The 22,810-nt window shown below is 71.5% G+C and carries 18 protein-coding genes; 9 read left to right on the top strand and 9 right to left on the bottom strand.

Translation table 11 applies throughout. The features are described 5' to 3' along the window. Window positions 1–272: 272 nt before the first annotated feature. Together ITJ56_RS17405 and ITJ56_RS17410 are read right to left on the bottom strand one after the other, a co-directional pair. Window positions 273–2,405 carry an Ig-like domain repeat protein gene (locus ITJ56_RS17405; RefSeq protein ID WP_194631894.1) on the bottom strand — a complete coding sequence of 711 codons (2,133 nt, stop codon included), beginning with the start codon at window positions 2,403–2,405 and terminating at the stop codon, window positions 273–275. A 116-nt stretch (window positions 2,406–2,521) separates the two neighbouring features. Next, window positions 2,522–3,817, bottom strand: a complete 1,296-nt coding sequence (locus ITJ56_RS17410) for a HupE/UreJ family protein (protein WP_194631895.1) — start codon at window positions 3,815–3,817, stop codon at window positions 2,522–2,524. 167 nt (window positions 3,818–3,984) lie between these two features. On the opposite strand from ITJ56_RS17410, the gene ITJ56_RS17415 reads away from it, so the two are divergent. Beyond that, window positions 3,985–4,701 (top strand): hypothetical protein, encoded by a 717-nt coding sequence (locus tag ITJ56_RS17415; protein WP_323749859.1) that lies wholly within the window; start codon window positions 3,985–3,987, stop codon window positions 4,699–4,701. 14 nt (window positions 4,702–4,715) lie between these two features. Here the strand turns inward: ITJ56_RS17415 and ITJ56_RS17420 are convergent, their stop codons facing one another. From ITJ56_RS17420 to ITJ56_RS17440, 5 genes are all read right to left on the bottom strand, one after another. Beyond that, window positions 4,716–5,639: an ROK family protein gene (locus ITJ56_RS17420; RefSeq protein ID WP_194631896.1), complete on the bottom strand. Its 924-nt coding sequence runs from the start codon at window positions 5,637–5,639 to the stop codon at window positions 4,716–4,718. After that, the gene (locus ITJ56_RS17425) at window positions 5,636–7,378 is read right to left on the bottom strand and encodes a dipeptide ABC transporter ATP-binding protein (RefSeq protein ID WP_194631897.1); all 1,743 of its coding nucleotides are present in this window, start codon (window positions 7,376–7,378) and stop codon (window positions 5,636–5,638) included. The genes ITJ56_RS17420 and ITJ56_RS17425 overlap by 4 nt, the downstream gene beginning before the upstream one ends. Continuing rightward, complete coding sequence (locus ITJ56_RS17430) at window positions 7,378–8,274, bottom strand: ABC transporter permease (protein ID WP_194631898.1); 897 nt, start codon at window positions 8,272–8,274, stop codon at window positions 7,378–7,380. Before ITJ56_RS17430 ends, ITJ56_RS17425 begins: the two co-directional genes overlap by 1 nt. Then, window positions 8,271–9,230, bottom strand: coding sequence for an ABC transporter permease (locus ITJ56_RS17435; protein ID WP_194631899.1), 960 nt, complete (start codon window positions 9,228–9,230; stop codon window positions 8,271–8,273). The genes ITJ56_RS17430 and ITJ56_RS17435 overlap by 4 nt, the downstream gene beginning before the upstream one ends. Before the next feature lie 159 nt (window positions 9,231–9,389). Then, complete coding sequence (locus ITJ56_RS17440) at window positions 9,390–11,183, bottom strand: peptide ABC transporter substrate-binding protein (protein WP_194631900.1); 1,794 nt, start codon at window positions 11,181–11,183, stop codon at window positions 9,390–9,392. Window positions 11,184–11,410: 227 nt separating this feature from the next. On the opposite strand from ITJ56_RS17440, the gene ITJ56_RS17445 reads away from it, so the two are divergent. The 4 genes from ITJ56_RS17445 to ITJ56_RS17460 all read left to right on the top strand — a co-directional run bounded on the left by ITJ56_RS17445 (window position 11,411) and on the right by ITJ56_RS17460 (window position 16,447). Next, window positions 11,411–12,595 (top strand): ROK family protein, encoded by a 1,185-nt coding sequence (locus tag ITJ56_RS17445; protein ID WP_194631901.1) that lies wholly within the window; start codon window positions 11,411–11,413, stop codon window positions 12,593–12,595. Then, window positions 12,588–14,135 (top strand): M81 family metallopeptidase, encoded by a 1,548-nt coding sequence (locus ITJ56_RS18775; RefSeq protein ID WP_323749860.1) that lies wholly within the window; start codon window positions 12,588–12,590, stop codon window positions 14,133–14,135. Before ITJ56_RS17445 ends, ITJ56_RS18775 begins: the two co-directional genes overlap by 8 nt. Further along, on the top strand, window positions 14,132–14,869 hold the full coding sequence (locus tag ITJ56_RS17455) for a copper homeostasis protein CutC (RefSeq protein ID WP_194631902.1): 738 nt from the start codon (window positions 14,132–14,134) through the stop codon (window positions 14,867–14,869). Before ITJ56_RS18775 ends, ITJ56_RS17455 begins: the two co-directional genes overlap by 4 nt. A gap of 135 nt (window positions 14,870–15,004) precedes the next feature. After that, window positions 15,005–16,447 (top strand): M20/M25/M40 family metallo-hydrolase, encoded by a 1,443-nt coding sequence (locus ITJ56_RS17460; RefSeq protein WP_194631903.1) that lies wholly within the window; start codon window positions 15,005–15,007, stop codon window positions 16,445–16,447. 86 nt (window positions 16,448–16,533) lie between these two features. Here ITJ56_RS17460 and ITJ56_RS17465 read toward each other — a convergent pair whose 3' ends face one another. Next, window positions 16,534–17,715, bottom strand: coding sequence for a Fic family protein (locus tag ITJ56_RS17465; RefSeq protein ID WP_194631904.1), 1,182 nt, complete (start codon window positions 17,713–17,715; stop codon window positions 16,534–16,536). Between the two features lie 110 nt (window positions 17,716–17,825). Then, window positions 17,826–18,461, bottom strand: a complete 636-nt coding sequence (locus ITJ56_RS17470) for an ATP-binding cassette domain-containing protein (protein ID WP_323749861.1) — start codon at window positions 18,459–18,461, stop codon at window positions 17,826–17,828. Window positions 18,462–18,511: 50 nt separating this feature from the next. Here ITJ56_RS17470 and aztB point away from each other — a divergent pair, with 50 nt between their 5' ends. Genes aztB through ITJ56_RS17490 form a run of 4 tightly spaced genes read left to right on the top strand, consistent with a single transcriptional unit; the run spans window position 18,512 to window position 22,738 of the window. Beyond that, window positions 18,512–19,405 carry a zinc ABC transporter permease AztB gene (gene aztB, locus ITJ56_RS17475; RefSeq protein ID WP_194631905.1) on the top strand — a complete coding sequence of 298 codons (894 nt, stop codon included), beginning with the start codon at window positions 18,512–18,514 and terminating at the stop codon, window positions 19,403–19,405. After that, entirely contained in the window at window positions 19,402–20,601 is a 1,200-nt protein-coding gene (locus tag ITJ56_RS17480) for a YncE family protein (RefSeq protein ID WP_194631906.1), read from the top strand. The genes aztB and ITJ56_RS17480 overlap by 4 nt, the downstream gene beginning before the upstream one ends. After that, on the top strand, window positions 20,598–21,536 hold the full coding sequence (locus ITJ56_RS17485) for a metal ABC transporter solute-binding protein, Zn/Mn family (protein ID WP_194631907.1): 939 nt from the start codon (window positions 20,598–20,600) through the stop codon (window positions 21,534–21,536). The genes ITJ56_RS17480 and ITJ56_RS17485 overlap by 4 nt, the downstream gene beginning before the upstream one ends. A 26-nt stretch (window positions 21,537–21,562) precedes the next feature. Then, window positions 21,563–22,738, top strand: a complete 1,176-nt coding sequence (locus ITJ56_RS17490) for a hypothetical protein (RefSeq protein WP_194631908.1) — start codon at window positions 21,563–21,565, stop codon at window positions 22,736–22,738. Window positions 22,739–22,810 lie beyond the last annotated feature (72 nt).

Genomic DNA, 22,810 nt, shown 5'->3' on the forward strand with positions numbered 1-22,810 from the left:
CCACTCCACCACCGGGAGGCCTTCTTCGATCAGCGCGTCAACGACCGCCCAACGACACAACGTCCCTGGACATCACAACTAGGGGATCGACCACCCGGGGCGCATGCTCGCCTCAGGTTGGCCAGGTGATCGCACAGCGACACCGGGAAGCGGGAGTTCGGGTCTCCCCTCAGCCGGTGCGGCGCCTGTCCTCGGGTTGGACAGCCGCCCACCCCGGACCATGACGAAGGGCCTCGCGACCGTGGTCGCGAGGCCCTTCGTGGTGCCGGGTGCTACTTGATGACGACCTTCACGGTCGGGCTGGTGCTCGTGGTGAGCTCCGACGTGCCCGCGAAGACGGCGTGCAGCTTGTGCGTGCCCTTCTTCAGCGGCAGCGCGGAGACGACCTTGCCCTTCTTCACCGTGACGGTGGCGAGGCGCTTCGAGCCCTGGTAGATCCGGGCCGTGCCGTTGACGGTGAAGCCGGTGGCCTTCACCTGCACCGTCGCCTTGCCGCCGCTGTACTTGATGGCGGTGCGCGACGGTGCCTTCGAGACGGTGACCGTCGTGGCCTTGGCCGTCTTCGAGTCGGTGCCCGAGTAGACCGAGTCCGCATTGACGAACGACGCCGTCAGCGAGTGCTTGCCGATGGCGAGGGTGCTCGGCAGCGTCATGCTGGCCGTGCCGCCCTTCACCGCGGCGGTGCCGAGGACCTTGGTGCCGTCCTTGAACGTCACCGTGCCCTGCTGGGTACCGATGCCACCGGCGATGGTCGCGGTGACCTTGGCCGGCTTGGCGGTGCGGTAGGTCTGCTCGGCGGCCGACGCGGAGAGCGTCGTCGTCGTCGTCGGCAGCGTGGCGTGCAGGTTGAACTCGTCGACCGACGAACCGATCGCTGCCGGGTCGGCCGAAGCGGTCGGCTGGAGCGTCACGCCGCAGCTGTCGACGTTGCCGTGCTGGACCGCCGAGTTGAGCGTGGTGCAGTCGCTGGCCCGGACGTTCGTCACGGCGAGGTTGCCGTCCGTGACGCCGACCTTGACGTACGTGCGGACGTGTTCCTGGTTCTCGACCGAGTTGGCGAAGTGACGCTGCCCGGTCGGGTCGAGCGGGTCGGGCCCGTAGCCCTGGGACGCGTCCGGCGCCGTCAGGTCGTAGTACTTCGAGCCGGAGGCCGAGTTCGCGGTGACGTAGATGACGCCGCCCGGTCCGGCGAAGACCTCGTCGGCACCCGGCTGCTCGGCGACGTTGGCCTTCTTGCCGTTCTTGATCGCGTAGCTGCGGGTGTACGCGTGGTCGTGACCCTGCAGGACGAGGTCGACGCCCATGTCGGAGAACGCACGCGTGAAGTCGAACCGGCGCTGCTGGTTGTCCTTGTCGTTCGCGTGCGCGGCCGGCGAGTAGATCGCGTGGTGGTACACCAGAGCAGTCCACTTCGCGTCGTCGCCGTGGCGGGTGATGACGTCGCGCACGTAGTTCACGTGGGCCGCGTCCGAACCGGCGGTGTAGGCGTTCGAGTTGATGTCGATGAACAGGACGCCCTTGTACATGTACCAGTAGTCACCGCCCGAGTTCGCGGTGGTGTTGCCGCCCGGGTAGAAGTCCGGGACCTTGAGGGAGTTCGGCACCTGGTTGTGCTGTTCGTAGGCCTTGCCGCCCACGTCGTGGTTGCCGATGGTCGACGCCCACGGGTAGCGCTTCAGCACGTCGCTGCTGTCGGCGAACGCACCCCACTCGTACTCGTTGTTCGCGTGCTCGACCTGGTCGCCACCGGACACCAGGAGCTCGGCGTCCTGGTCCTTCGTGGTCGCGTACTCCAGGGTGTCGGCCCAGCCGGCACCGTCGTCGTCGGTGTAGCCCGACGAACCGATCTGCGGGTCACCGAAGAACAGGAAGTCGAAGTCGCCGGAGAAGCTCTTCGTGGTGAAGGTGTACGACGCCGACCAGGCCGAGCCGTCCGCCGCACCGACGTGGTACGTGTACGAGGTGTTCGGCTCGAGGTCCGAGATGGTCGCGTGGGCGTTGATGTAGCCCGACTCCGCGGCGATGCCCTCGATGTTCCGGGTGCTCGAGTCGGTCGTGCTCGTGTCGGCGGCGGTGTTCGCGGCCTTCGCGGCGGCGATCGTCTGCTTGGCGTCCGAGAAGACGCCGTCGGTCATCGACGCCGTCTTCTGGATCTCGAGCGACTGCGCGACGTTCGTGGGGAAGTACCACGAGGCGATGCGCTGGCTCTCGGTGGAACCGACACCCAGGAGGATGTGGATCGGGCCACCGGTCGAGATGTTCGTGGTGGGGGTGTTCGTCGCAGCGGTGGCGGCGCTCGTGCCGACCATCGAGGCACCGGCGATGAGCGCGGCCCCGAGGACGGCTCCGCAGACGCGGAGGGTGGTGGTTCTGCGCCGGGTAGGGGCGCCGGACAGGAGACTCATGGTGGTCCGTTTCTCAGACGTGGGATGGAGCAGCAGGGGAGACTCTGCATGCCCTGTCAAAAGTCTTGGTAAACGCTGAGTGACGACTCGTCGCTGTTCAGGAACGGGCCGACCTGTCAGCCCGCCACCACCCGCTCCACGAACCAGATCATCCCCATCAGGAAGACCCCGGCGGTCACGGCACCCGTCACCCAGAGCGACACCCGGTGCGCCTTCCGCCGCAGGAGCGACAGCGGCGGGAACACGATGACGATGATCGCGAGCTGCACGGCCTCGATGCCGACGTTGAAGACGAGCAGCGACACGAGCAGCTGCCACGAGAACGCCTCGTGGATGCCCAGGGCGCCCGCGAACCCGAGCCCGTGGATGAGCCCGAACGCGAAGACGACGGCCAGCCGCGTCCAGCCGGCACGGTCGAGCGAGAAGTGCCCGTGGTCCCCGACCACCAGCTCATCGGCCCGCGACCGACGGCGCCAGAGCCGCCACAGGTACCAGCCGGCCACCGCGGCGATCGACAGCGCGATGAGCGGCTCGACGACGATCGCCGGCGGGCTCACCACGCCGAGCGCGGCGAGGATGAAGGTGATCGAGTGCGCGATCGTGAAGGCGGACGCGGTGTACACGACCTCGCGCAGCCGCCGGGACCCGGCGATGAGCGCGACGAGGAACAGGATGTGATCGATGCCGAACAGCAGGTGCTCGGCGCCGAGGCGGAAGAACTCCCAGAAGCGTTCGCCGGCGGACTGCTCGGTCGAGAAGGACGGCTGCGAGGCATCGAGGGTGGCCGAGCCCTTCCGGTCGTCGACGTCGTAGGTGACGATCGTCTTGGTGTCGCGGACGAACGTCTCGTCGTCGGGGAACAGCGCTGACGACACCACGTGTCCGGACTGGGTCTCCGACGGTTCCGGGCAGGCGAAGTCAGCCGTGAGCCGGGCGTACGGCACCTCGTCCTGCATGTCGACCGTGACGGTGTCGCCCAGCGTGCCGGTGCAGGCCTGCCCGCCGGCGCCGGTCACCGAGAACCGGTCGAAGACGTACTCTGCGATCGCATCGGTGTGCGCTTCGGCCGCCGCCACCATGCCCGGGAAGTCGCCGTCGTCCCAGGCCTCCTGCCCCTGCTCGTGCAGTGCGTCGTCGTGCTCACTGGTGGCGACCGAGACGAGCATCAGGTCGTACTCGAGCCCGAGCTCGGCGTGCACGACCGACGGCTCGGTCGACGTGACGTCCGCGTGGACGACCGAACTGAAGCCGTGCGCCGACGCCGGTGACGCCACCGCCAGCACGCCGACCACGACCACCCCGAGGAGCACGAGTGCGGCCACGATGCGTGCCACCAGCGCGAACGGGCGAGCGGAGCGGACGGAGCGGGCAGGGTGGGCGCGCCGGAGCGCGCCGGGGGTTCCGGAGGTCACGCGCAGACCATCCGGCCCCCGGGCGACCGGCAGGTGAACAGCTGGTGACCGGCAACGGGACGGGGGTTGGCCAGGTCCCCCGACAGGCCCGGCGCCCCGTCGAGCGTGCTTCCATGGTGGCGATCGTCGCGGCACACGAGCCGCACCCGCTCGCCCCAGGAGACCCAGTGACCCGCCTCACCGCCCGGACCACCGTCCTGTTGACCGCCGTCGCACTCGTCGGGACCGGTGCGGTGCTGCTCGCCGGCTGCTCGGCTGGATCCGTCGGCGGGACCGGCGCCGGACCGTCCGCGACCGCCTCCGCCCGGACATCGGCGGGGGTGCTCGGGGCGGGCTTCTCGGACGCCGACCGGCCGCCGGCCCCCGAGGCGACGATCCACCCGGAGCCCGGTTCGTGGTCCGGGGTGCACGCCCCCGACGACTACGACGTGGTGCTCCTGTCCGACGCCGGCGAGGCCGCCGACGACGCACCGACCAAGACCCTGGTCGGCGCCGTCGAGTCGTGGGCCGCGGACGAGGACGTCACCGTCACCGAGGTGGCCGCGAAGGACGCAGACGACCGGATCGCCGCCGTGATCCGTGCCGTGGACGAGGGACCCGACCTCGTGATCAGCGTCGGCAACCACATGGTCGACCCGCTCGCCGCCGTGTCACCGACGGCGCTCCACCAGCAGTTCCTGGTGGTCGGTGCCGAGATCGCCGAGCCGACGTCGAACGTCACGGCGGCGGACTGGACGGGCGGCGGTTTCCGCGGCGAGGGCCTCGGGCCGTCGAGCCACTACGACCCGTCCACGTTCACCGAGGACCGTGCCGCGCGGGCCCTGCGGGCCGGGCTCGCCGCGGTGCTCCACGACCTGCGCGGCATCGTGGTCTGGGTGCGCTGAGCGCACGCCACCCGTCAGGCGCCCTCCGGCTCCAGCACCCGGGCCCGGACCTGCGCCGCCGCACCGAGCGCCACGGCGTCGGAGCCGAGCGTCGACTGCGCGAGCCGGATCGTCGCCCCGCTGACCGGCGGTTCCGCCGCGATCGCTGCCGACACGGCCGGCTCGAGCAGGTCCCAGGACCGCGCGATCCCGCCGCCGATGACGACGGTGGTGACGTCGAGGATGCCCGCCGTCAGCAGGGCGGCACGGGCCAGCCCCCACCCCGCGGAGGCGAAGACCGCGGCGGCGGCGGCGTCCCCACCGCGCGCGGCGACGGCGACGTCACGCGCCGACAGCATGCGTCCGGAGCGCTCGGCGTACCGGTCGGCGATCCCCCGCGCACCGGCGATGGTCTCGAGGTGTCCGACCTGGCCGCAGGTGCACAGCGCGTCGCCGAAACCCGGCACGTGCCCGATCTCCCCCGCCGCTCCGCGCGGGCCGGAGAAGAGTCGTCCGCCGAGCACGAGTGCCCCGCCGACGCCGGTGCCGAGGGTCATCCCGAGCACGTCGGACTCCCCCACGGCGGCGCCGGTGGCGATCTCGCCGAGCAGGAACGCGTTCACGTCGTTGTCGAGCGTCGCGGGGACGTCCAGGGCTTCGGAGACCGCGCGGGTGACGCCGTACCCGGCCCAGCCGGTGAACGAGTTGCCGGTCACCAGGACGGTTCCGGTGGTCGCGTCGACCACGCCGGCAGCGCCCACCCCGACACCCGCAAGGGAGGCCCGGTGCGCCTCGAGCAGGCCCGTCACCGCGCCGACGGCGGCCGCCACGATCGCCGCTCCGCCCGCGTGGGCGGGTGTCGGGAGGTCGACGCGGTCGATGACCTCGAGCTCCGGGGTCGTCAGGACGACCTTGGTGTTCGTGCCGCCGACGTCGACGCCGGCCAGGACCCGGGTCATGCCGTCACCGCCGCGAGCGAGGCGAGGCGCTCGGTCCGTCGCTGGCGTTGCAGCACCGGGTCGGGGACCGGCACCGCCGCGAGCAGGCGCCGGGTGTAGTCGGTGGTCGGGTGCAGCAACGTCGTGCCGGTGGTGCCCTGCTCCTCGACGCGTCCCTGGCGCATCACGACGACGCGCTCGGCGAAGTGCTGCACGACGGCCAGGTCGTGCGAGACGAACAGGCAGGCGAACCCCAGGTCGTCCTGCAGCTCGCCGAGGACCTCGAGCACGGTCTCCTGCACGCTGACGTCGAGCGCCGAGGTGGGTTCGTCGGCGACGAGCAGCCGCGGCTCGAGCACCAGGGCGCGGGCCAGCGAGACCCGCTGCCGCTGCCCGCCGGAGAGCTCGCGGGGAGCCCGGGACGCCAGCGTACGCGGCAACCGGACGGCGTCGAGCACCTCGTCGATGCGGCGCCGGCGGTCCGCCGAGGACATCCCGCGACGGTGCACCGCCAGCGGTTCCGCGATGCACTCGGCGACGGACATCCGGGCGTCCAGCGACGCCACCGGGTCCTGCAGCACCACGCCGATGCCCGACCGGAGGGCACGACGGTCGCGGCCCCTCGCGGTCCGGAGGTCCTGCCCGAACAACGACACCGCGCCGGACGTCGGCTTGATGAGCCCGAGCGCCACCCGGGCCGCAGTGGACTTGCCGGAGCCGGACTCACCGACCAGGCCGACCGTCTCGCCCGCGTGCACCGCGATGTCGATGCCGGCGAGCGCGTGGACGGCGCGCGCCCCGCGCCCGAACGTCACCGAGACGTCCCGCAGGTCGACCACCGGGGTCGCACCGGGCCTCCCGGCCGCCGCACCCGACGTCCCCAGCTCGGAAGACGCCGGCGTCTGCGCATCCCGCCGCCGAATCCGGAGGCGTCTCGCCGACTCAGCGGCGTCGGATGACGACGCCGGCGTCTCGAGCCGCGGCACCGCCGCGAGCAGCCGCTTGGTGTACTCGTGCTCGGGGCGGAGCAGGACGTCCTCGACGCCCCCGGTCTCCACGATCTCGCCCTGCAGCATGACGGCGACCCGGTCGGCGAAGTCGGCGACGACCCCCATGTTGTGCGTGACGAGCAGCACGCCGGTGCCGGTCTCGACGGCGAGCGCGCGGAGGAGCTCGAGGATCTCGGCCTGCACCGTCACGTCGAGTGCGGTGGTCGGCTCGTCCGCGATGAGCAGTTTCGGCGCGTTCGCGATCGCCATCGCGATGACGACGCGCTGGCGCTGCCCGCCGGACAGCTGGAACGGGAAGGAGCGGGTGCGGGACTCGGGGTCGGGGATGCCGACCCGGCGGAGCAGGTCGACGGCCTCGGCCGCCGCGGCGGACGCGGAGACGTCACGGTGGTTCCGGATCACCTCGGCGATCTGGGCGCCGACGCGGGTGAGCGGGTCGAGTGCGGTCGCGGGCTCCTGGAAGACCATCGACACGGTCGAGCCACGCAGCGCGCGGAGCGCGGGTTCAGGCGCTCCGACGACCTCGTGGCCGGCGACGACGGCACTGCCGGTGGCGGTCGCGTTGCCGGAGAGCAGGCCCATCGCGGCGAGCGCGACGGTCGACTTGCCCGAGCCGGACTCGCCGACGAGCGCGAGCGTCTCGCCGGGGGCGACCGACAGGGACACGCCCCGGACGGCGTCCACCGTGCCGGACTCGGTGCTGAACGAGACGCCGAGGTCGGTCGTCCGCAGGATCGGTTCGGTGGTCATCAGCGGCCCCTCACGTCGAAGGCGTCCCGCAGTCCGTCGCCCACGGCGTTGAACGCGCAGACGACCAGGATCACGGCCAGACCCGGCGGCACGATGAGCCACCAGCGTCCGGAGTACGCGGCGGTGAGCCCCGCCGAGAGCATGCCGCCCCAGTCCGTCGCGGGCGGCTGCACACCGAGCCCGAGGTACGAGACGTAGGCGACGAGGAGGATCGCGTCGGCCACCTGGAACGTCGCGGCGACGACGATCGTGGACACCGAGTTCGGCAGCAGGTGCTTGCCGATGGCGCGGGCGTGCGAGCCACCGATGGCGCGCAGGGTGAGCACGTAGTCACGGTTCTTCAGCGTCAGGGTCTCGGCGCGGATCAGCCGGGAGGGCACGAGCCACGACACCAGCCCGAGGATGACGATGAGGCCGCCGACGCCCGGGTTCGTGATCGCCGAGATGACGAGCAGGATGAACAGCGCCGGGATCGCGATGCCGGCGTCGACGATGCGCATCATCAGGGCGTCGACCCAGCCGCCGACGTACCCGGCGACGGAGCCCCACAGGGTGCCGACGACGGTCGCCAGGACCCCGGCGGCGATGCCCACCATCAGCGAGACCTTGCCGCCGTACATCAGGCGGCCGAGCACGTCGTGGCCGACGGCGTCGGTACCGAGCCAGTGCGCGGCGCTCGGACCCTGGTTCGCCTGCTCGAGCAGCGTGTGGGTCTGGTCGGTCTGGTACAGGAACGGTCCGACGAAGCAGAACAGCACGATGACGACGATCAGCGCGAGGCCGATGACGGCGAGGGTGTTGCTCCGGAACCTGCGGGCGGCGAGCTTCCAGCCGGTGGCGGCGACCGGATCGATGAGCGGTGCGCCGGGAACGGACGGTGCGAGCTGAGCGGTCATGCGCGGTCTGCCTTCACTCGCGGGTCGATGAGGGACTGGGCGACGTCGGCGAGCAGGGTGCCGACCACCGTCGCGATCGAGATGACGAGGACGCAGCCGAGCAGGGTCGGGTAGTCCGACGACTGGGCGGCGTTCCAGAACAGGAGCCCCATGCCGGGGTAGTTGAACAGCTGCTCGGTGACCAGGGCGCCGCCGAACAGCACCGGCAGGTAGTACCCGAGCATCGCGACGACGGGCGTCAGCGAGTTCCGGAACACGTGCCGGCGCAGGATCGTCATGGTCGAGGCGCCGCCGGCACGGGCGGTGCGCACGTAGTCCTCCTGCAGGTTCTCGAGGGTCGAGGCGCGCATGTACCGGCTGAACACCGCGATCATCGCGAGGGCACCGGTCAGCACGGGCAGGACGAGTCCGGCCGGGTCCTGGAACACCTCGGCCAACGTGGTGCCGCTGGGGGCCTGCGACGGCAGCCACGGCAGCTGCTGACTGAACACGACGATCAGGACGAGGCCGAGGAAGAACGCGGGCGTCGAGTAGAAGACGAACGCCAGGGCGGTGGCCGCGTAGTCGACCGCGCCGTTGCGACGGGCCGCCTGGAGCATGCCGACGGGGATCGCGACGAGGAGCCCGAGCACGGCGGAGATGCCGGTGAGGACGAGGGTCTTCGGCAGGCGCTCGGCGATGAGCTGCGAGACCGGCTCGTTCAGTGTGTACGAGGTGCCGAGGTCGCCGGTGAGCAGCCGACCGAGGAACCGCAGGTACTGCACGGGCAGCGGCTGGTCGAGGCCCTGCGCCTGGTTGAACGCGGTGATCTGCGTGGGGGTCGCGGAGACGCCGAGCACGCCGCGGGCGGGGCCGCCGGGCAGCGCGTGCAGCAGGCAGAACACCACGACGGTGACGATGAGGATCACCACGAGCGCCTGCAGGACGCGCCTGGTGAGGGAGAGAGCTGTGGTCATGCGGCTTCCGATGGTCGGATTGGAGACGTGCGAGGGACGGGAGGCGCGGTGCGCGTCGGACGCGCACCGTCCTCCCTCGCTGGCTCGGTCGGCGCGCCCCGCGCAACGCTTCGCGTTGCCGTTGAGCGGGGCGCGCCAGGCCGTGGTCGCGTCAGCGACCTACTTGTTCCACTTCCACTGGGCCGGGTGGAAGTTGGCGAGCGAGTCCTGGTCGAACCCGGACAGGCCCTTCTTGACGACCGAGATCTGGTAGTCGGGGCTCGGCAGCCAGATCACCGGCAGGTCCTTCGCGACCGCGGCGCTGTAGTCCTGCACCGCGGTGGCGTCGGTCGAGGTGGTGGTCGCGTCGATCAGGGAGTCGACCTCTTCGTTCGAGTAGCTGCCGAAGTTCGCCGAGCCGCCGGTCTGGAAGAGCGACTCACCGGTCGGGTAGGCCGGGAAGTACCAGCTGCCCGCGGTGCCGAAGAACGACAGGTCCCAGTCGCAGCTGGCCTCGTCGGACGTGCAGGTCGGGGTCTGCGACAGCACGCTCGACACCGGCGCGGTCTTGATGGTGAAGTCGATGCCGGTCTTCGCGAGCGAGGACTGGATCGCGCTCATCATGTTGTCGGTCACGGTCGAGCCGGACTGCGACAGCACCTGCATCGAGAACTTCGTGCCCTGCTTCACGCCCTCGCCGCACTGGCTGGCCGAGGTACCCGGGTCGGTGCAGACCATCGTGCCGCCCTGCTCCTCCCAGCCGTGGCTGGTCAGCAGGTCCTTGGCCTTCGAGGTGCTGAACGGGTACGGGTTCGACTTCTGCACGTCGGAGACGTAGTCGGACTCCTGTGCCTGCGGGACCGGGCCGTAGGTCGAGGTGGCGGTGCCGTTGAAGACGACCTTCGACAGTGACTTCTGGTCGATCGACATCTGGACGGCCTGGCGGGCGTACAGCTGCTGGAAGACGGCACCCATCGTCGGGTTGTTGAAGTTGTAGGGCATGTAGGTGATCGCCCAACCGGTCCAGGGCTGCACCTCGTAGCCCTTGCCCGTGAAGGCGGACTCCTGGTCCATGTCGGTGGCGTTGATGTAGCCGTAGTCGACCTCGCCCGATCGGACCGCGTTCACCTCGGCGTCGGCCGTGGTGAAGGGCAGCAGGTTCACCGTCGTGATCGACGGCTCCTCGCCGCCGTCGTACTTCTCGTTCGCCGTCAGGGTGACCTTGCCGGCCGTGGTGAAGGTCTTGACGCCGTAGGGACCGGAGATGGTCTTCCACAGGTCGTCGGTGGCGTAGTCGGAGATCTTGCCGGCGGCGGTGTTGAGGTACTTCCACACCTGCTTCGCGCCGGCGGTGGTCTCGTCGGCGTCGGTGACCTTCGCGGTCGCGCTGGTCTTGTCCCAGGCGTGCTGGGGCAGCGGGATGACGTGGCTCAGCTGGTTGGCGAGCATCCAGTCCGAGTTGTACGCCTTGTCGAACGTGATCGTGAAGTGGGTGTCGTCGACCGCCTCGAACGACGTCCAGTTGTCCGGTGCCTTGCCCTTCGAGTACGAGCCCCACTGGTCCTTGTTCGCCTTGATCAGGTTGAACCAGAACTCGACGTCGCGGCTCGTGATCGCCTCGCCGTCGGACCAGTGCCGGTCACCGAGCGTCATCGTGACGCTCTTGCCGTCGTCGGCGAACTCCGCGTCGGTGGCCACGGAGCCGGCCTTGTTCCACGCGATCTTGCCGGTGGAGCCGTCGTAGGCGACGAGCGGTTCGTACAGCGACTGCGCGATCGAGCCGTTGTTCGTGTTGAGGTGTGCCGCCGTGCCGATCGGCAGGATCCAGTTCGGCGTGAAGTTGGCGGGGAGCGCGTAGTTGATCTCGTCGGTCGATCCCTGCGAGGCGTTGCCGCCTCCGGAACAGCCGGCGAGCAGCGCGCTCACGGCGATCGCAGCTCCGGTGAGGAGCGCCCAGCGACGGGGCTTGGACATGCGGTGTCTCCTTGTGCGAGGGACTTCGGGGAGGTGGAGCACGGGTGCCGAGCGGCACGAGGACAGTCAAGGACCAAAGCGCTTGGAAAAACAAACATCTCGATGTAAAAACTGCGTTACTGCGGAACGGGCGAAAGGGTCGACCGTCGGATCTGCCCCGTAGGCTCGCGGCTGAACGGACCACTGACCGGTGTTCCGCTGGCGTTCCACCCGGATTGGAGAAAGTCGTGGCCGACCTCAGCGCCCGTGTCCTCGAGCTCGTCGCCTCGGGGCAGGCCGCCAGCCGGACCGAGATCGCGAAGGTGCTCGGAGCCGCCCCCTCGACCGTGTCGCACGTCGTCGGTCAGCTCCTGGAGCACGGAATCCTCGCCGAAGAGGGCACCGACGTCTCGACCGGCGGCCGCCCCCGCAAGGTGCTCCGCATCGGCGGGGTGGACGAGTACGCCGTCGCCGCGGACGTCGGTGGCGGGCACGCGCGCATCGGCGTGGTCCTGCCTGGAGGCACGCTCGAGTCCGTCGCGAACGTCCCGTTCGCGCTCTCCGACGGACCGACCGCCGGGTTGCGGCGTCTGGCCGCGCTGCTCGAACGACTCGCCGACGACCGTGGTCGCGAGGGGCTGCGCGGCGTCGGGCTGAGCCTGCCGGGTCCTGTCGACGTCGAGGCCGGCGTCGTGGACCTGCCGAGCCGGATGCCGGGGTGGAACGGGTTCCCCGTGACGGCGTGGCTGAGCGAGCGGTTCGGGCTGCCGGCGATCGTCGACAACGACGCGAACTGCATGGCCGCGGGCGAGCAGACCGTGCAGGACCCGGCTCGCCGCCAGACCATCACCATCAAGGCCGGGTCGGCGATCGGAGCGGGGATCGTCATCGACGGTCGGCTCTACCGCGGCTCGACGGGAGCCGCCGGAGACATCACCCACGTGCGCATCGACGCCGCCGGGGACACCCCGTGCTCGTGCGGCAACACCGGGTGCCTCGAGACGGTGGCCTCCGGGGCCGCCCTCGTCCGGATCCTGTCGGACGCCGGGGTCGACGTGGCCTCGACCGCCGACGTGGTGCGGCTGGCCTCGGACGCGCACCCCGAGGCCACCCGGGCCGTTCGCCGGGCGGGCAAGTACCTGGGCGAAGTGCTCGCCGCCAACGTGAACTTCTTCAACCCGGACGCCGTCTACCTCGGCGGCATCCTGTCCACCCTCGACCCCTTCATCGCCGCCGTGCGGAGTCAGCTGTACGAGAGCTGCCACCCCCTGATGACCCAGCACCTGGCCATCGAACCGGTGTCGCTCGGCGCCGACGCCGGGCTCGTCGGCGCCGGACAGTTCGCCCTCCAGCGGGGCCTCGCAGCCTCGCTCGAGGAACTCTCCGCACCCATCCCGCAGTCCACCACCAGGAACAGGAGCGTCCGTGTCTGAGACCGTGCCCGCCACACCCGTCGCCACCCGCCGTCCGATCATCGCGATCGCCGGGCTCGCCATCGAGACCTCGACCTTCACGCCGACCCGGACCCAGGCGTCGGCGTTCCACCCGGACCGCGGCGACGAGGTCGTCGCCCGGTACCCGTTCCTCGCCGCGATGTCGGAAGCGGCGGACTTCCGCGGGGCCCTCATCGGGCACGCGCTGCCCGGCGGCGTCGTCGAGCGGGCGTCGTACGAGCTGCTCGCCGACGAGATCGTGGCCCGCCTGCAGGCGATCGTCGACGCCGAGCACGTCGACGGCCTCTGGTACGACATCCACGGCGCGATGGTGGTGGAGGGGCTCGACGACGCCGAGACGGACCTGCTCGGCCGCATCCGCGCGGTCGTCGGCCCGGACGTCATCGTCTCCGCGTCGATGGACCTGCACGGCAACGTCACGCGCGAGCTCGCCCATCAGGTCGACCTCGTCACCTGCTACCGGATGGCCCCGCACGAGGACGCCCTCGAGACGAAGGAGCGCGCCGTCCGGAACCTCGTCGACGTGCTGACCGAGCGACCCGTCGGGGCGCAGCGGCCCGTCAAGGCGTGGATCCCGATCCCCGTGCTCCTGCCCGGCGAGCAGACCTCGACCCGGCTCGAGCCGGCGAGGTCGCTGTACGCACAGGTCCCGCTCGTCGAGCAGACCGAGGGGGTCCTCGACGCCGCGATCTGGGTCGGGTACGCCTGGGCCGACCAACCCCGCGACCAGGCCGTCACCGTCGTCACCGGATGGTCCCCGGACGTCGTCGCAGCGGGCGCGGAACGGCTGGCCCGCGCCTTCTGGGACGTCCGCGAGGACTTCGTGTTCGTCGCACCGACCGGCACGTTCGAGGAGTGCCTCGACGCCGCGCTCGCCCCCGGCGCCGCGAAGCCGTACTTCATCTCCGACTCGGGCGACAACCCGACCGCCGGTGGTTCCGGCGACATGACGTGGGGGCTCACGCAGGTCCTCGCACGCCCGGAGTTCCGCGACCCGTCCGGCCCCACCGTGGTCTACGCGAGCGTGCCCGGTCCCGCCGCCGTCGCCGCCGCGGTGGAGGCCGGGGTGGGTGCGACGATCACCGTGACCGCCGGCGCAGAGGTCGACCACGTGCACGCCGGTCCGATCACCATGACCGGCCGGGTGCACGCGATCAAGCACGGCGACCGTGACGCCGAGACGGAGGTCGTGCTGCAGGTCGGCAGCGTCTTCGCGATCCTGACCAAGCTGCGCAAGCCCTACCACCACGAGCACGACTTCACCGACCTCGACCTGGCCCCGCGGGACGCCGACGTCGTCATCGTGAAGATCGGGTACCTCGAACCCGAGCTGTTCGACATGTCCGCGGACTGGATGCTCGCACTCACCCCGGGCGGCGTCGACCAGGACCTGCTGCGGCTCGGCCACCACAGGATCGAGCGGCCGATGTTCCCCTACGATCGAGTGTTCCCGACGGCACCGGACCTCGGTGCCCGCATCGTCCCCGCCTCCAACCAACCGCTCGGAGACCCTGCATGAGCCCCACCGCCGCACTCGAGATCGCCGTCACGTCGCCGACGGGGGCGATCGCTGCACGTGACGGTGGTGCCGACCGCGTCGAGCTCTGCGTCGGTCTCGAGCTCGGCGGGCTCACCCCCTCGCAGGCCCTGGTCGAGATGACCCACGAGACCGGGATCCCCGCGCACGCCCTCGTCCGCTGCCGCCCCGGTGGCTTCGTGCACACCCCCGACGAGGTCGAGCTCATGGAGCGCGAGGTCCGCACGGTCCTGCGCTCCGGGGCCGCCGGTGTCGTGGTGGGGGCCCTGCGCGCCGACCGGACCCTCGACCAGGACGCCCTGCGTCGCTTCGTCGACGCCGCCCGCTCCGTCAGCGCCACGGCGGAGATCACCCTGCACCGCGCGATCGACCACGCCGCTGATCCCGTCGCCGCCGCGGGTTCGCTCGCGGCGCTCGGGTTCACCCGGGTCCTGACCTCCGGCGGGGCGCCCACCGCCGTCGCCGGGGCGACGACGATCAGCCGGATGGTCGAGGCCGCCGGGCCCGTGCAGGTCATGGCCGGCGCCGGCGTCACCCCGGCCGACGTCCGGGCCCTGCTCGCCACGGGTGCCGCCGCCGTGCACCTGTCGGCGAAGCGCCCCGCGGCGGACAGCGCGCACGCGGGGGTCCCGATGGGCGCCGGTGACGACGGTTCCGCGCACTTCGTCACCGACGCCGAGGTCGTGGCGGCGGCGCGACGCGCGCTCGACGCCTGAGGGCCCCGGACCCGCACCGCGGCGCTCCGGGACGCGTCTGACGAACCCGGTCCGCGCCTCCAGGCCAATCCGTGACGGCACCGAGCCGCGCGCCCCTACGGTCAGCAGCACCACCACGCGACCGAACGGAGACCCATGTCCGCCCCCGTGACCGACAGCACCGAACCGGACACCCGCCGCGCCGAGGTCGCGCGGTTCCTCGACGAACACCGCGAGCACCTGGTCCGGCAGCTCAGCGAATGGGTACGGATCCCGTCCGTCGCGTCGCAACCTGAGCGGGCGGTCGAGGTGGACCGATCCGCGCACTGGCTCGCCGGGGCGATGCGCGAGGTCGGGCTCGAGACCGAGGTCCTGCAGGCCGGCCCCTCGCCCGCCGTCTACGGCGAGCTGCTCGTCGACCCCGCGCTGCCGACCGTCCTCGTCTACAGCCACCACGACGTCCGGCACGCCAAGCCCGAGGAGTGGGTCGAGACCTCGCCGTTCGAACCCGTCTTCCGCGACGGGCGCCTGTACGGGCGCGGAGCGTCCGACGCGAAGGGACAGGTCCTCGCCCACCTGTGGGGGCTGCGCGCGCACCTGGCCCTCCAGGACGACGAAGCCCCGGCCGTGAACCTCAAGTACATCGTCGAAGGTGAGGAAGAGCTCGGCTCCAGCCACTTCGCCGACCTGCTCGACGCCGAGCACGAGCGCCTGGCGTGCGACGTCGTCGTGTTCTCCGACACCCTGCAGTGGAAGGCCGGCAACCCCGCCGTCGTGACCTCGATGCGCGGCATGACCGGTGCGACCTTGACCGTCACCGGCCCCGCACGCGACGTGCACAGCGGCGCGGTGTCCGGCCCCGCGCCGAACCCGGTGCACGCCCTCGTCACCGTGCTCGCCGCGATGCACGACGACGAGGGGCGCATCGTGATCCCGGGCTTCCTGGACGACGTCGACGAACTCAGCGACGAGCGGCGCGACGAGCTGCACGCGCTCGACTTCGACCCGGACGTGTGGGTCGAGCGCACCGAGACCGGGGCGATCACGGGCGAAGCCGGGTACTCGGTCGAGGAGCGGCTCTGGGCCCGCCCGTCGATCGAGGTCCTCACGCTGCTCGCCGGCGACCCCACGGGGTTCCCGCGCGCCGTCGTCCCGCGTGAGGCCACTGCCGAGATCAGCATCCGTACCGTGCCCGGACAGCGGGTGCAGGCCGTCGCCGAGCAACTGCGCCGGTTCGTCGCCGACACGATGCCCGAGGGCGTGACCTACGAGCTGGAGATCCCGGAGGAGTCCGGCCAGGACCCGTACGTGACCCCGACGGGCCCGGCACTCGACGCCCTGGTGCGGGCGATGGAGCTCGGGCACGGCACCGAGACGGCGGGGCGGATGGGCAACGCCGGGGGCGGTCCGGCCGAACTGCTCGGGCGGGTGTTCGAGGCGCCCGTGCTGTTCGTCGGCACCGGGCTACCGGAGGACCACTGGCACTCCAGTGACGAGAGCGTCGACCTGCGGACCCTGCTCGACGGCGCGGCGACGATCGCGCACCTGTGGAGCGAGCTCGGGGCCGACGGGAACGGATCGACGCACCAGGGGGCTTGACGGCTCGGTGTTCGGAGGCGTGGCGGTGTCGCCGCTGCGGTCCGCTCGGGGGGGCCACCCAGCTGTGCCGTGGCGGCTCGGCGGTGTCAGCCCCGGCGCCCGGACCGCGCGGCGAACTCGTCGAGCGCCGAGAGCACTTCGTCGTTGCGGTACAGCACGCCGTGCCGGTACTCGTTCTTCGACAGCAGGATGCCGGCGTCGACGAGCTTCTGGATGTGCGGGTACACGTTCCTCGTCACGAGACCCATCTCGGCGGCGAGCACCGTCGCGTTCAACACGGGCTGCCGCGCGACCACGTCGAGAGCGTCCCAGACGCCGGAGTCCCGTCGAGCCTCGATCCGGTCCTGCCAGCTCCTCCGGATCCGTCGGATGTCCTCGACGAGCTCCGTCGCGTTCCCGATCGCGGCGAATGCGGCTTCGGCCACCCGCCGGATGATCGGTTCGACGTCGCCACGGCGGTACGCCGTCAGCGCCTCGACGTAGCCCGCAGTGTCGACCAGGAGTCCTGCCGAGACCGGGACCGTCACGTTGCGGGTCAGCTCGTTGGACCGCAGCATGGCCTGCAACAGTGCGCGCCCGGTACGACCGTTCCCGTCGGTGAACGGGTGGATGGTCTCGAACTGCGCGTGCGCCACGGCAACCTGCGCCAGCCGAGGCAGGTCCAGTCGCCGCGCGAAGGTCATGACGTCGTCGACCAGTCCCGGAACCCGTTCCCATGCCGGGGCGACGAAGTCGGCTCCGACCGGGCTGCGACCGTCGGTGCCGATCCACACGGGTTCACGCCGGAACGCTCCAGCATCGTGGTGGGGATCGTGTTCGAGCAGGACCTCGTGCATCGCGAGCACGGTGTCGGAGGTCAACTGATCGGACAGTTCGATCGCGGTCCGCATCGCGCGCGTGTTGGAGACGATCGCGGTGGCGTTGCGCTTGCCGGGGGCGCCGATCTCGGCGGCGAACACCTGCCGAGCACTCGCCGTGAGGTGCTCGATCTGCGACGACGCTGCTGCTTCCGAGCGCAGCAGGAGCGAGGCGAACGAAGACACCTCACCACCGAGTTCGCTGTCGAACCGCACGAGCGCGGTCGAGGCTTCGTCGACGAGAGTCGCCACGTCGTCGCTCAGCTCGATCCGGAGTCCCGCGATCGCGGGCGGAACCGCTGCACCGTACGATTCCCGAACCGTGCCGCGTCGAGCTGCCCGCGGACCGTAATCGGCGTCACGGCGCTCCCAGTCGATTTCCTCGTACTGCAGCGCGGGCCACGTGGTCACGATCGCTCCTTGAAGCCAGACTCGGTGCGTCGGATTTTCTGACGTATGCCATTATCTCAGAAAATCTCGTGATGGCATTCTGCGATCACCACCGTCACCCCCGGGCAGGGTCAGGTCAGCGTGACGATGCGGTCGGCCGCGGCGATCGCCGCGGGGTCGTGCGCCGCGTGCACGACCACGACCCCGGCGGAGGCCTCGTCGGCGAGCGCCGCCACCACGAGCGCCGCCGAGTCCGCATCGACCCCCGCGGTCGGCTCGTCCACCAGCAGCACCCGTGCCCGCTGCGCCAGGCCGAGTGCGACGAGCGTGCGCTGGCGCTGCCCACCCGACAGTTCTTCGAGCGGCCGGTCGGCCAGGTCCACGATCGCCATCCGCTCGAGCTGCGCGTCGACGATCGCCCGGTCGCCCCGCCCGAGTGGCCGCCACCACGGGCGTTGCCGCCACCGCCCCATCGTGACGGCCGCGCGGACGGTGAGCGGGAGCGTGGTCGGCGGTACGGACTGGGTCACGTAGGCGACGCCGTCGGACGGGAGGCCCGCCACGCGCCCGGTGGTCGGCCGCACGACCTCCGCCACCACGTCGAGCAGCGTCGACTTGCCGGATCCGTTCGGTCCGGTGAGTGCGGTGACGACGCCGGCGGGGAACGTCGCGTCGAGCGCGTCGAGAACGGTCCGGTCACCCAGGACGGCCGTCACCCGGTCGAGGTGGACGGCGGATCGGGGCTCGCTCGGAGCTGTCGGAGGCACCTGAGGACGCTATCAGTATCGATACTCGTTTTCATGTAGCGTCGTCGACCGTGACCTGGCTGACCGATCCGTTCTCCGTCGACTTCATGGTGCGCGCCCTGGTCGGCGGCTCGTTGGCGACGGTCCTGTGCGCCGTCGTCGGCACGTGGGTGCTGGTCCGGGGCATGGCGTTCCTGGGCGAGGCGCTGTCGCACGGCATGCTCCCCGGGGTCGCGATCGCCACGCTCACCGGGATCCCGGCGGTGCTCGGCGCCGCGGTGAGCGCCGGGGTCATGGTGCTCGGCGTCGGGGCGCTGCGCCGTCGCGCCCGGCTGTCGTACGACACCTCGATCGGCCTGCTCTTCGTCGGGATGCTCGCACTCGGCGTGATCATCGTCTCGTCCTCGCGGTCGTTCGCCACCGACGTCACGGCGATCCTGTTCGGCGACGTCCTCGCCGTCACCCGGGCCGACGTCGGCGGCCTCGCGATCGCCGCGGCCGTGGCCCTGGCCGTCGCCGCGGCCTTCCACCGGCCGTTCACCGCCCTGGCGTTCGACACCCGCAAGGCCACGACGCTCGGACTGCACCCACGCCTGGCCGAGGTCGTGCTCATCGGGCTCGTCACCCTGGCGGTCGTCGCCTCGTACCGGGCCGTCGGCACCCTGCTCGTCGTGGGCCTGCTGCTCGCGCCGGCGGCCGCCGCCCGTGCGTGGACCCGGCACGTGGCCTCGACGATGCTCCTCGGTGCCGGCATCGGTGCCGTCGCCGTGCTCGTCGGGCTGCTCGTCTCCTGGCACGCCGGCACCGCCGCCGGCGCGAGCATCGCCGCGGTCGCCGTCGGCGGCGTCGTGGTCTCGCGCGCCCTGGCCGCCGTCGTCCTGCGGCGCACCCCGATCCCCGCACCGTCGCGCGCGGCCGCGCCGGCAGCACCACGATCCGCCGCACCGTCTCGAGAGGGAGCATGAAGCACTCGACCACCGGCCGCGCCCCCGCGCGCATCCTGTCCACCATCGGCCTCGCCACCGGCCTGGCCCTCACCGTCACCGCCTGTTCCACGGGCACCCCGTCGGCCGACAGCTCGACCGGCACCGCCCGCCCCCACGGCTACGTGGCCGGGGCGAGCGAGTCCCAGGAACCCCAGGTGCGCCTCCTGGCCGTGTCCGCGGCCGGCGAGACCGCGGTGCACGACCTGCTCACCGAGGAGACCACCGAGCTCGACGGTGTGGACGCACCGGAGCACTCGGCCACCGACGGCCGGTTCCTCGTGACGAGCGACGCCGACCGCACCACGATCGTCGACGGCGGCGCCTGGACGGTCGACCACGGTGACCACACGCACTACTACGCCGCCGAACCGCGGGTCGTGGGCACGATCGACGGCGGTGGCCGGGCCGAGGTGCACTCGTCCGAGACCATGACGACCATCACCTGGCCGGACCGTGGCGAGGCCGTCGTGCTCGACCGCGAGGCCCTGGGTCAGGGCGAGGTCGACGTGACCGCGCGCGTCGACGCGAGCGTCCTGCTGCCGATGGGCGACCGGCTCGTGGCCGCGCAGGGCGACACGGTCCGCGTGCTCGACGCGGACGGCGAACCGACCGACAGCACCGGCACCGCGCAGACCTGTACCGACCCAGCGGGCGGGATCATCACGCGCGCCGGGGCCGTCGTGGGCTGTGCCGACGGAGCGGTCGTGGTAGACGACGCCGGCGAGACCTCGTTCGTCGACCTGCCCGACGGCGCCGAACGGCCGACGACATTCGCCGCCCGTGCCGGGCGTCCCACCGTCGCCGGGCTGGCCGGTGACACCGGCTTCTGGCTGCTCGACGTGCGCGAGGGCTCCTGGCGCCTCGTGCCGACCGAGCGACCCCTGCGCGCCGTGGTCGCGGTGGACGACGAGGACGAACACGTGGTCGGGGTCGATGACTCCGGGCGGGTGGTCGTCGTGACCGCCTCGACGGGGAAGGTGGCCACGACCGAGCCACTGACCGGCGCCGGCCCCGACGGCCCCGCACCGCTGCTGCAGCTCGACGCCCAGCGCGCCTACCTGGCGGATCCCACGGACGGCACCGTGCACGAGATCGACTTCGCCGACGGCGCCCGGGTCGCCCGCACCATCGAGCTGCCGGTCGCCCCCGTCGCCTTCGCCGAGGTGGGACTGTGAGCGCCCCGAAGACAGCGAGGACCACGCGGGCCAGCCGGTCCGCACGGCGTGCACTCACCGCGGGCCTCGTCGCCGCAGCCGTCGCCGTCGTCACCGGCTGCACCGCCGCCAGCTCCGACCGCCCCCTCGTCGCGGTGACCACGAACATCCTCGGCGACGTCGTCACCGAGGTCGTCGGGGACCAGGCCGACGTCATGGTCCTCATGCCCCCGGGTGCCGACCCGCACTCGTTCGAGGTCTCCGCGCAACAGGCGGCACGGCTCCGGAGCGCCGACCTGGTGGTCGAGAACGGACTCGGCCTCGAAGAAGGAGTCGCTCGTCACGTCGCGGCGGCCGCCGAGGACGGCGTCCCGGTCTCCACCGCCGGGGACGCATTCGAGCCGCTGGGGTGGACCACCGAGGACGACAGCGGCCCCGACCCGCACTTCTGGACCGACCCGGCCCGGATGGTCGACGTGGTCGAGGCGCTCGACCAGGACCTGCGCGACGCCGGGATCGAGCCGACGGGCACCGACGCCTACCTGGACGAACTCCGAGACCTGGACGACACGATGACGACCGCGTTCCGGACCGTGCCCGAGGAACGCCGGGCGCTCGTGACGAACCACCACGTGTTCGGCTACCTGGCCGACCAGTACGGGTTCCGCGTGGTCGGAGCCGTGATCCCGAGCGGCACGACCCTGGCTTCCCCGAGCGCCGCCGACCTGCGCGACCTGGCCGACGCCATCGAGGAAGCGGGCGTGCCGACGATCTTCGCCGACGCCTCGCAGCCCGCGCGACTGGCCGAGGTGCTCGCGGAAGAGGTCGACCTGCACGTCGAGATCCGCCCGCTGGCGACGGAGTCCCTCACCGAGGACGGCGCCGCGTCGACGTACCTCGGGATGATGCGCTCGAACACCGAGGCCATCGTCGACGGCCTGTCGATTCGTAATTGAGAATGAGAATCAATACAGTAAAGCCCATGACGAACAACACGACGCTCCGGGCCGCATGGCCCGCCGCCCTGCTGGGCGCAGCCGCCCTGGCCCTGACCGGGTGCTCCACCGACGCCGCCGACGCCGGGGGCACCTCGACCCCGAAGGCCGACGGGACCCGCATCACCCTGACCTACGACGGCGGCCTGCTCGTCCTCAACCAGGACCTGCAGGTGGTGGCCGACGACGCGATCGACGGCTTCACCCGGGTCAACCCGGCCGGTGACGGACGCCACGTGCTCGTCACCGTGCCCGAGGGCTTCCGGGTCCTCGACACGCAGGCCGAGCCCGCTCTGACCGACGCGGTGTTCCCCGCGGACACCGGCGGCCACGCGGTGGCGCACGGGGACCGCACCGCACTGTTCGCCGACGGCACCGGCGACGTGACGACCTTCGACCACTCCGAGCTCGACGGGGCCGACCTGCCCGACGTCGAGACGACGAAGTCCGAGGCAGCGCACCACGGCGTCGCGATCGAGCTCGAGGACGGCACGCTCCTGACGACCATCGGTACCGAGGAGAGCCGCTCCGGCGTGCGTGCCCTCGACGCCGACGGTGAGGAGATCGCCCGGTCCGAGGACTGCCCCGACGTGCACGGCGAGGGTGCGGTCAAGGGTGAGGTCGCGGTGTTCGGCTGCACCGACGGCGCCCTGGTCTACGACGACGGCGCGTTCGAGAAGATCGACGCCCCGACCGAGTACGGCCGCACCGGCAACCTGTTCACCACCGAGGACTCGTCCGTCGCGGTCGGCGACTACAACGACGACCCCGACAGCGAGGGCTACCTGCTCGACCAGATCGCCCTGATCGACGCGGACTCGGGTGAGTACACCGTCGCGGACATGCCCGACGGCGTCGGCTTCACGTTCCGCGACCTGGCGCGCGGCCCGGAGGACGAGGCCGTGGTGCTCGGTGACGACGGCGCCCTGCACACCTTCGACGAGACGACGGGCAAGCAGCTCGAGTCGTTCCCGGTCGTCGACGCGTGGGAGGGGCCGGCCGAGTGGCAGGACGCACACCCCGCACTGAAGGTCGACGGCGACGTCGCCTACGTCACCGACCCGGCGGAGCAGAAGATCCACGCGGTCGACCTGACCACGGGGAAGGTCATCGCCTCGAGCGACGAGCTGCCGGGCGTGCCCAACGAGATCGCGATCGCCTAGCTGTACTGCCCAGGGACGTTGGTCAACCGTGTGATGGGTGACCGGTTCCCGATGGCGGTGTGGGGCCGGTGG

The organism is Curtobacterium sp. VKM Ac-1376, assembly GCF_015351025.1.
Lineage (GTDB): Bacteria > Actinomycetota > Actinomycetes > Actinomycetales > Microbacteriaceae > Curtobacterium.

Excerpts from the sequence above, each read along its gene's own strand:
- ITJ56_RS17405 (WP_194631894.1), bottom strand. The coding sequence starts at position 2,405 with ATGAGTCTCCTGTCCGGCGCCCCTACCCGGCGCAGAACCACCACCCTC.
- ITJ56_RS17420 (WP_194631896.1), bottom strand. The coding sequence starts at position 5,639 with ATGACCCGGGTCCTGGCCGGCGTCGACGTCGGCGGCACGAACACCAAG.
- ITJ56_RS17425 (WP_194631897.1), bottom strand. The coding sequence starts at position 7,378 with ATGACCACCGAACCGATCCTGCGGACGACCGACCTCGGCGTCTCGTTC.
- ITJ56_RS17430 (WP_194631898.1), bottom strand. The coding sequence starts at position 8,274 with ATGACCGCTCAGCTCGCACCGTCCGTTCCCGGCGCACCGCTCATCGAT.
- ITJ56_RS17435 (WP_194631899.1), bottom strand. The coding sequence starts at position 9,230 with ATGACCACAGCTCTCTCCCTCACCAGGCGCGTCCTGCAGGCGCTCGTG.
- ITJ56_RS17440 (WP_194631900.1), bottom strand. The coding sequence starts at position 11,183 with ATGTCCAAGCCCCGTCGCTGGGCGCTCCTCACCGGAGCTGCGATCGCC.
- ITJ56_RS17455 (WP_194631902.1), top strand. The coding sequence starts at position 14,132 with ATGAGCCCCACCGCCGCACTCGAGATCGCCGTCACGTCGCCGACGGGG.
- ITJ56_RS17460 (WP_194631903.1), top strand. The coding sequence starts at position 15,005 with ATGTCCGCCCCCGTGACCGACAGCACCGAACCGGACACCCGCCGCGCC.
- ITJ56_RS17480 (WP_194631906.1), top strand. The coding sequence starts at position 19,402 with ATGAAGCACTCGACCACCGGCCGCGCCCCCGCGCGCATCCTGTCCACC.
- ITJ56_RS17490 (WP_194631908.1), top strand. The coding sequence starts at position 21,563 with ATGACGAACAACACGACGCTCCGGGCCGCATGGCCCGCCGCCCTGCTG.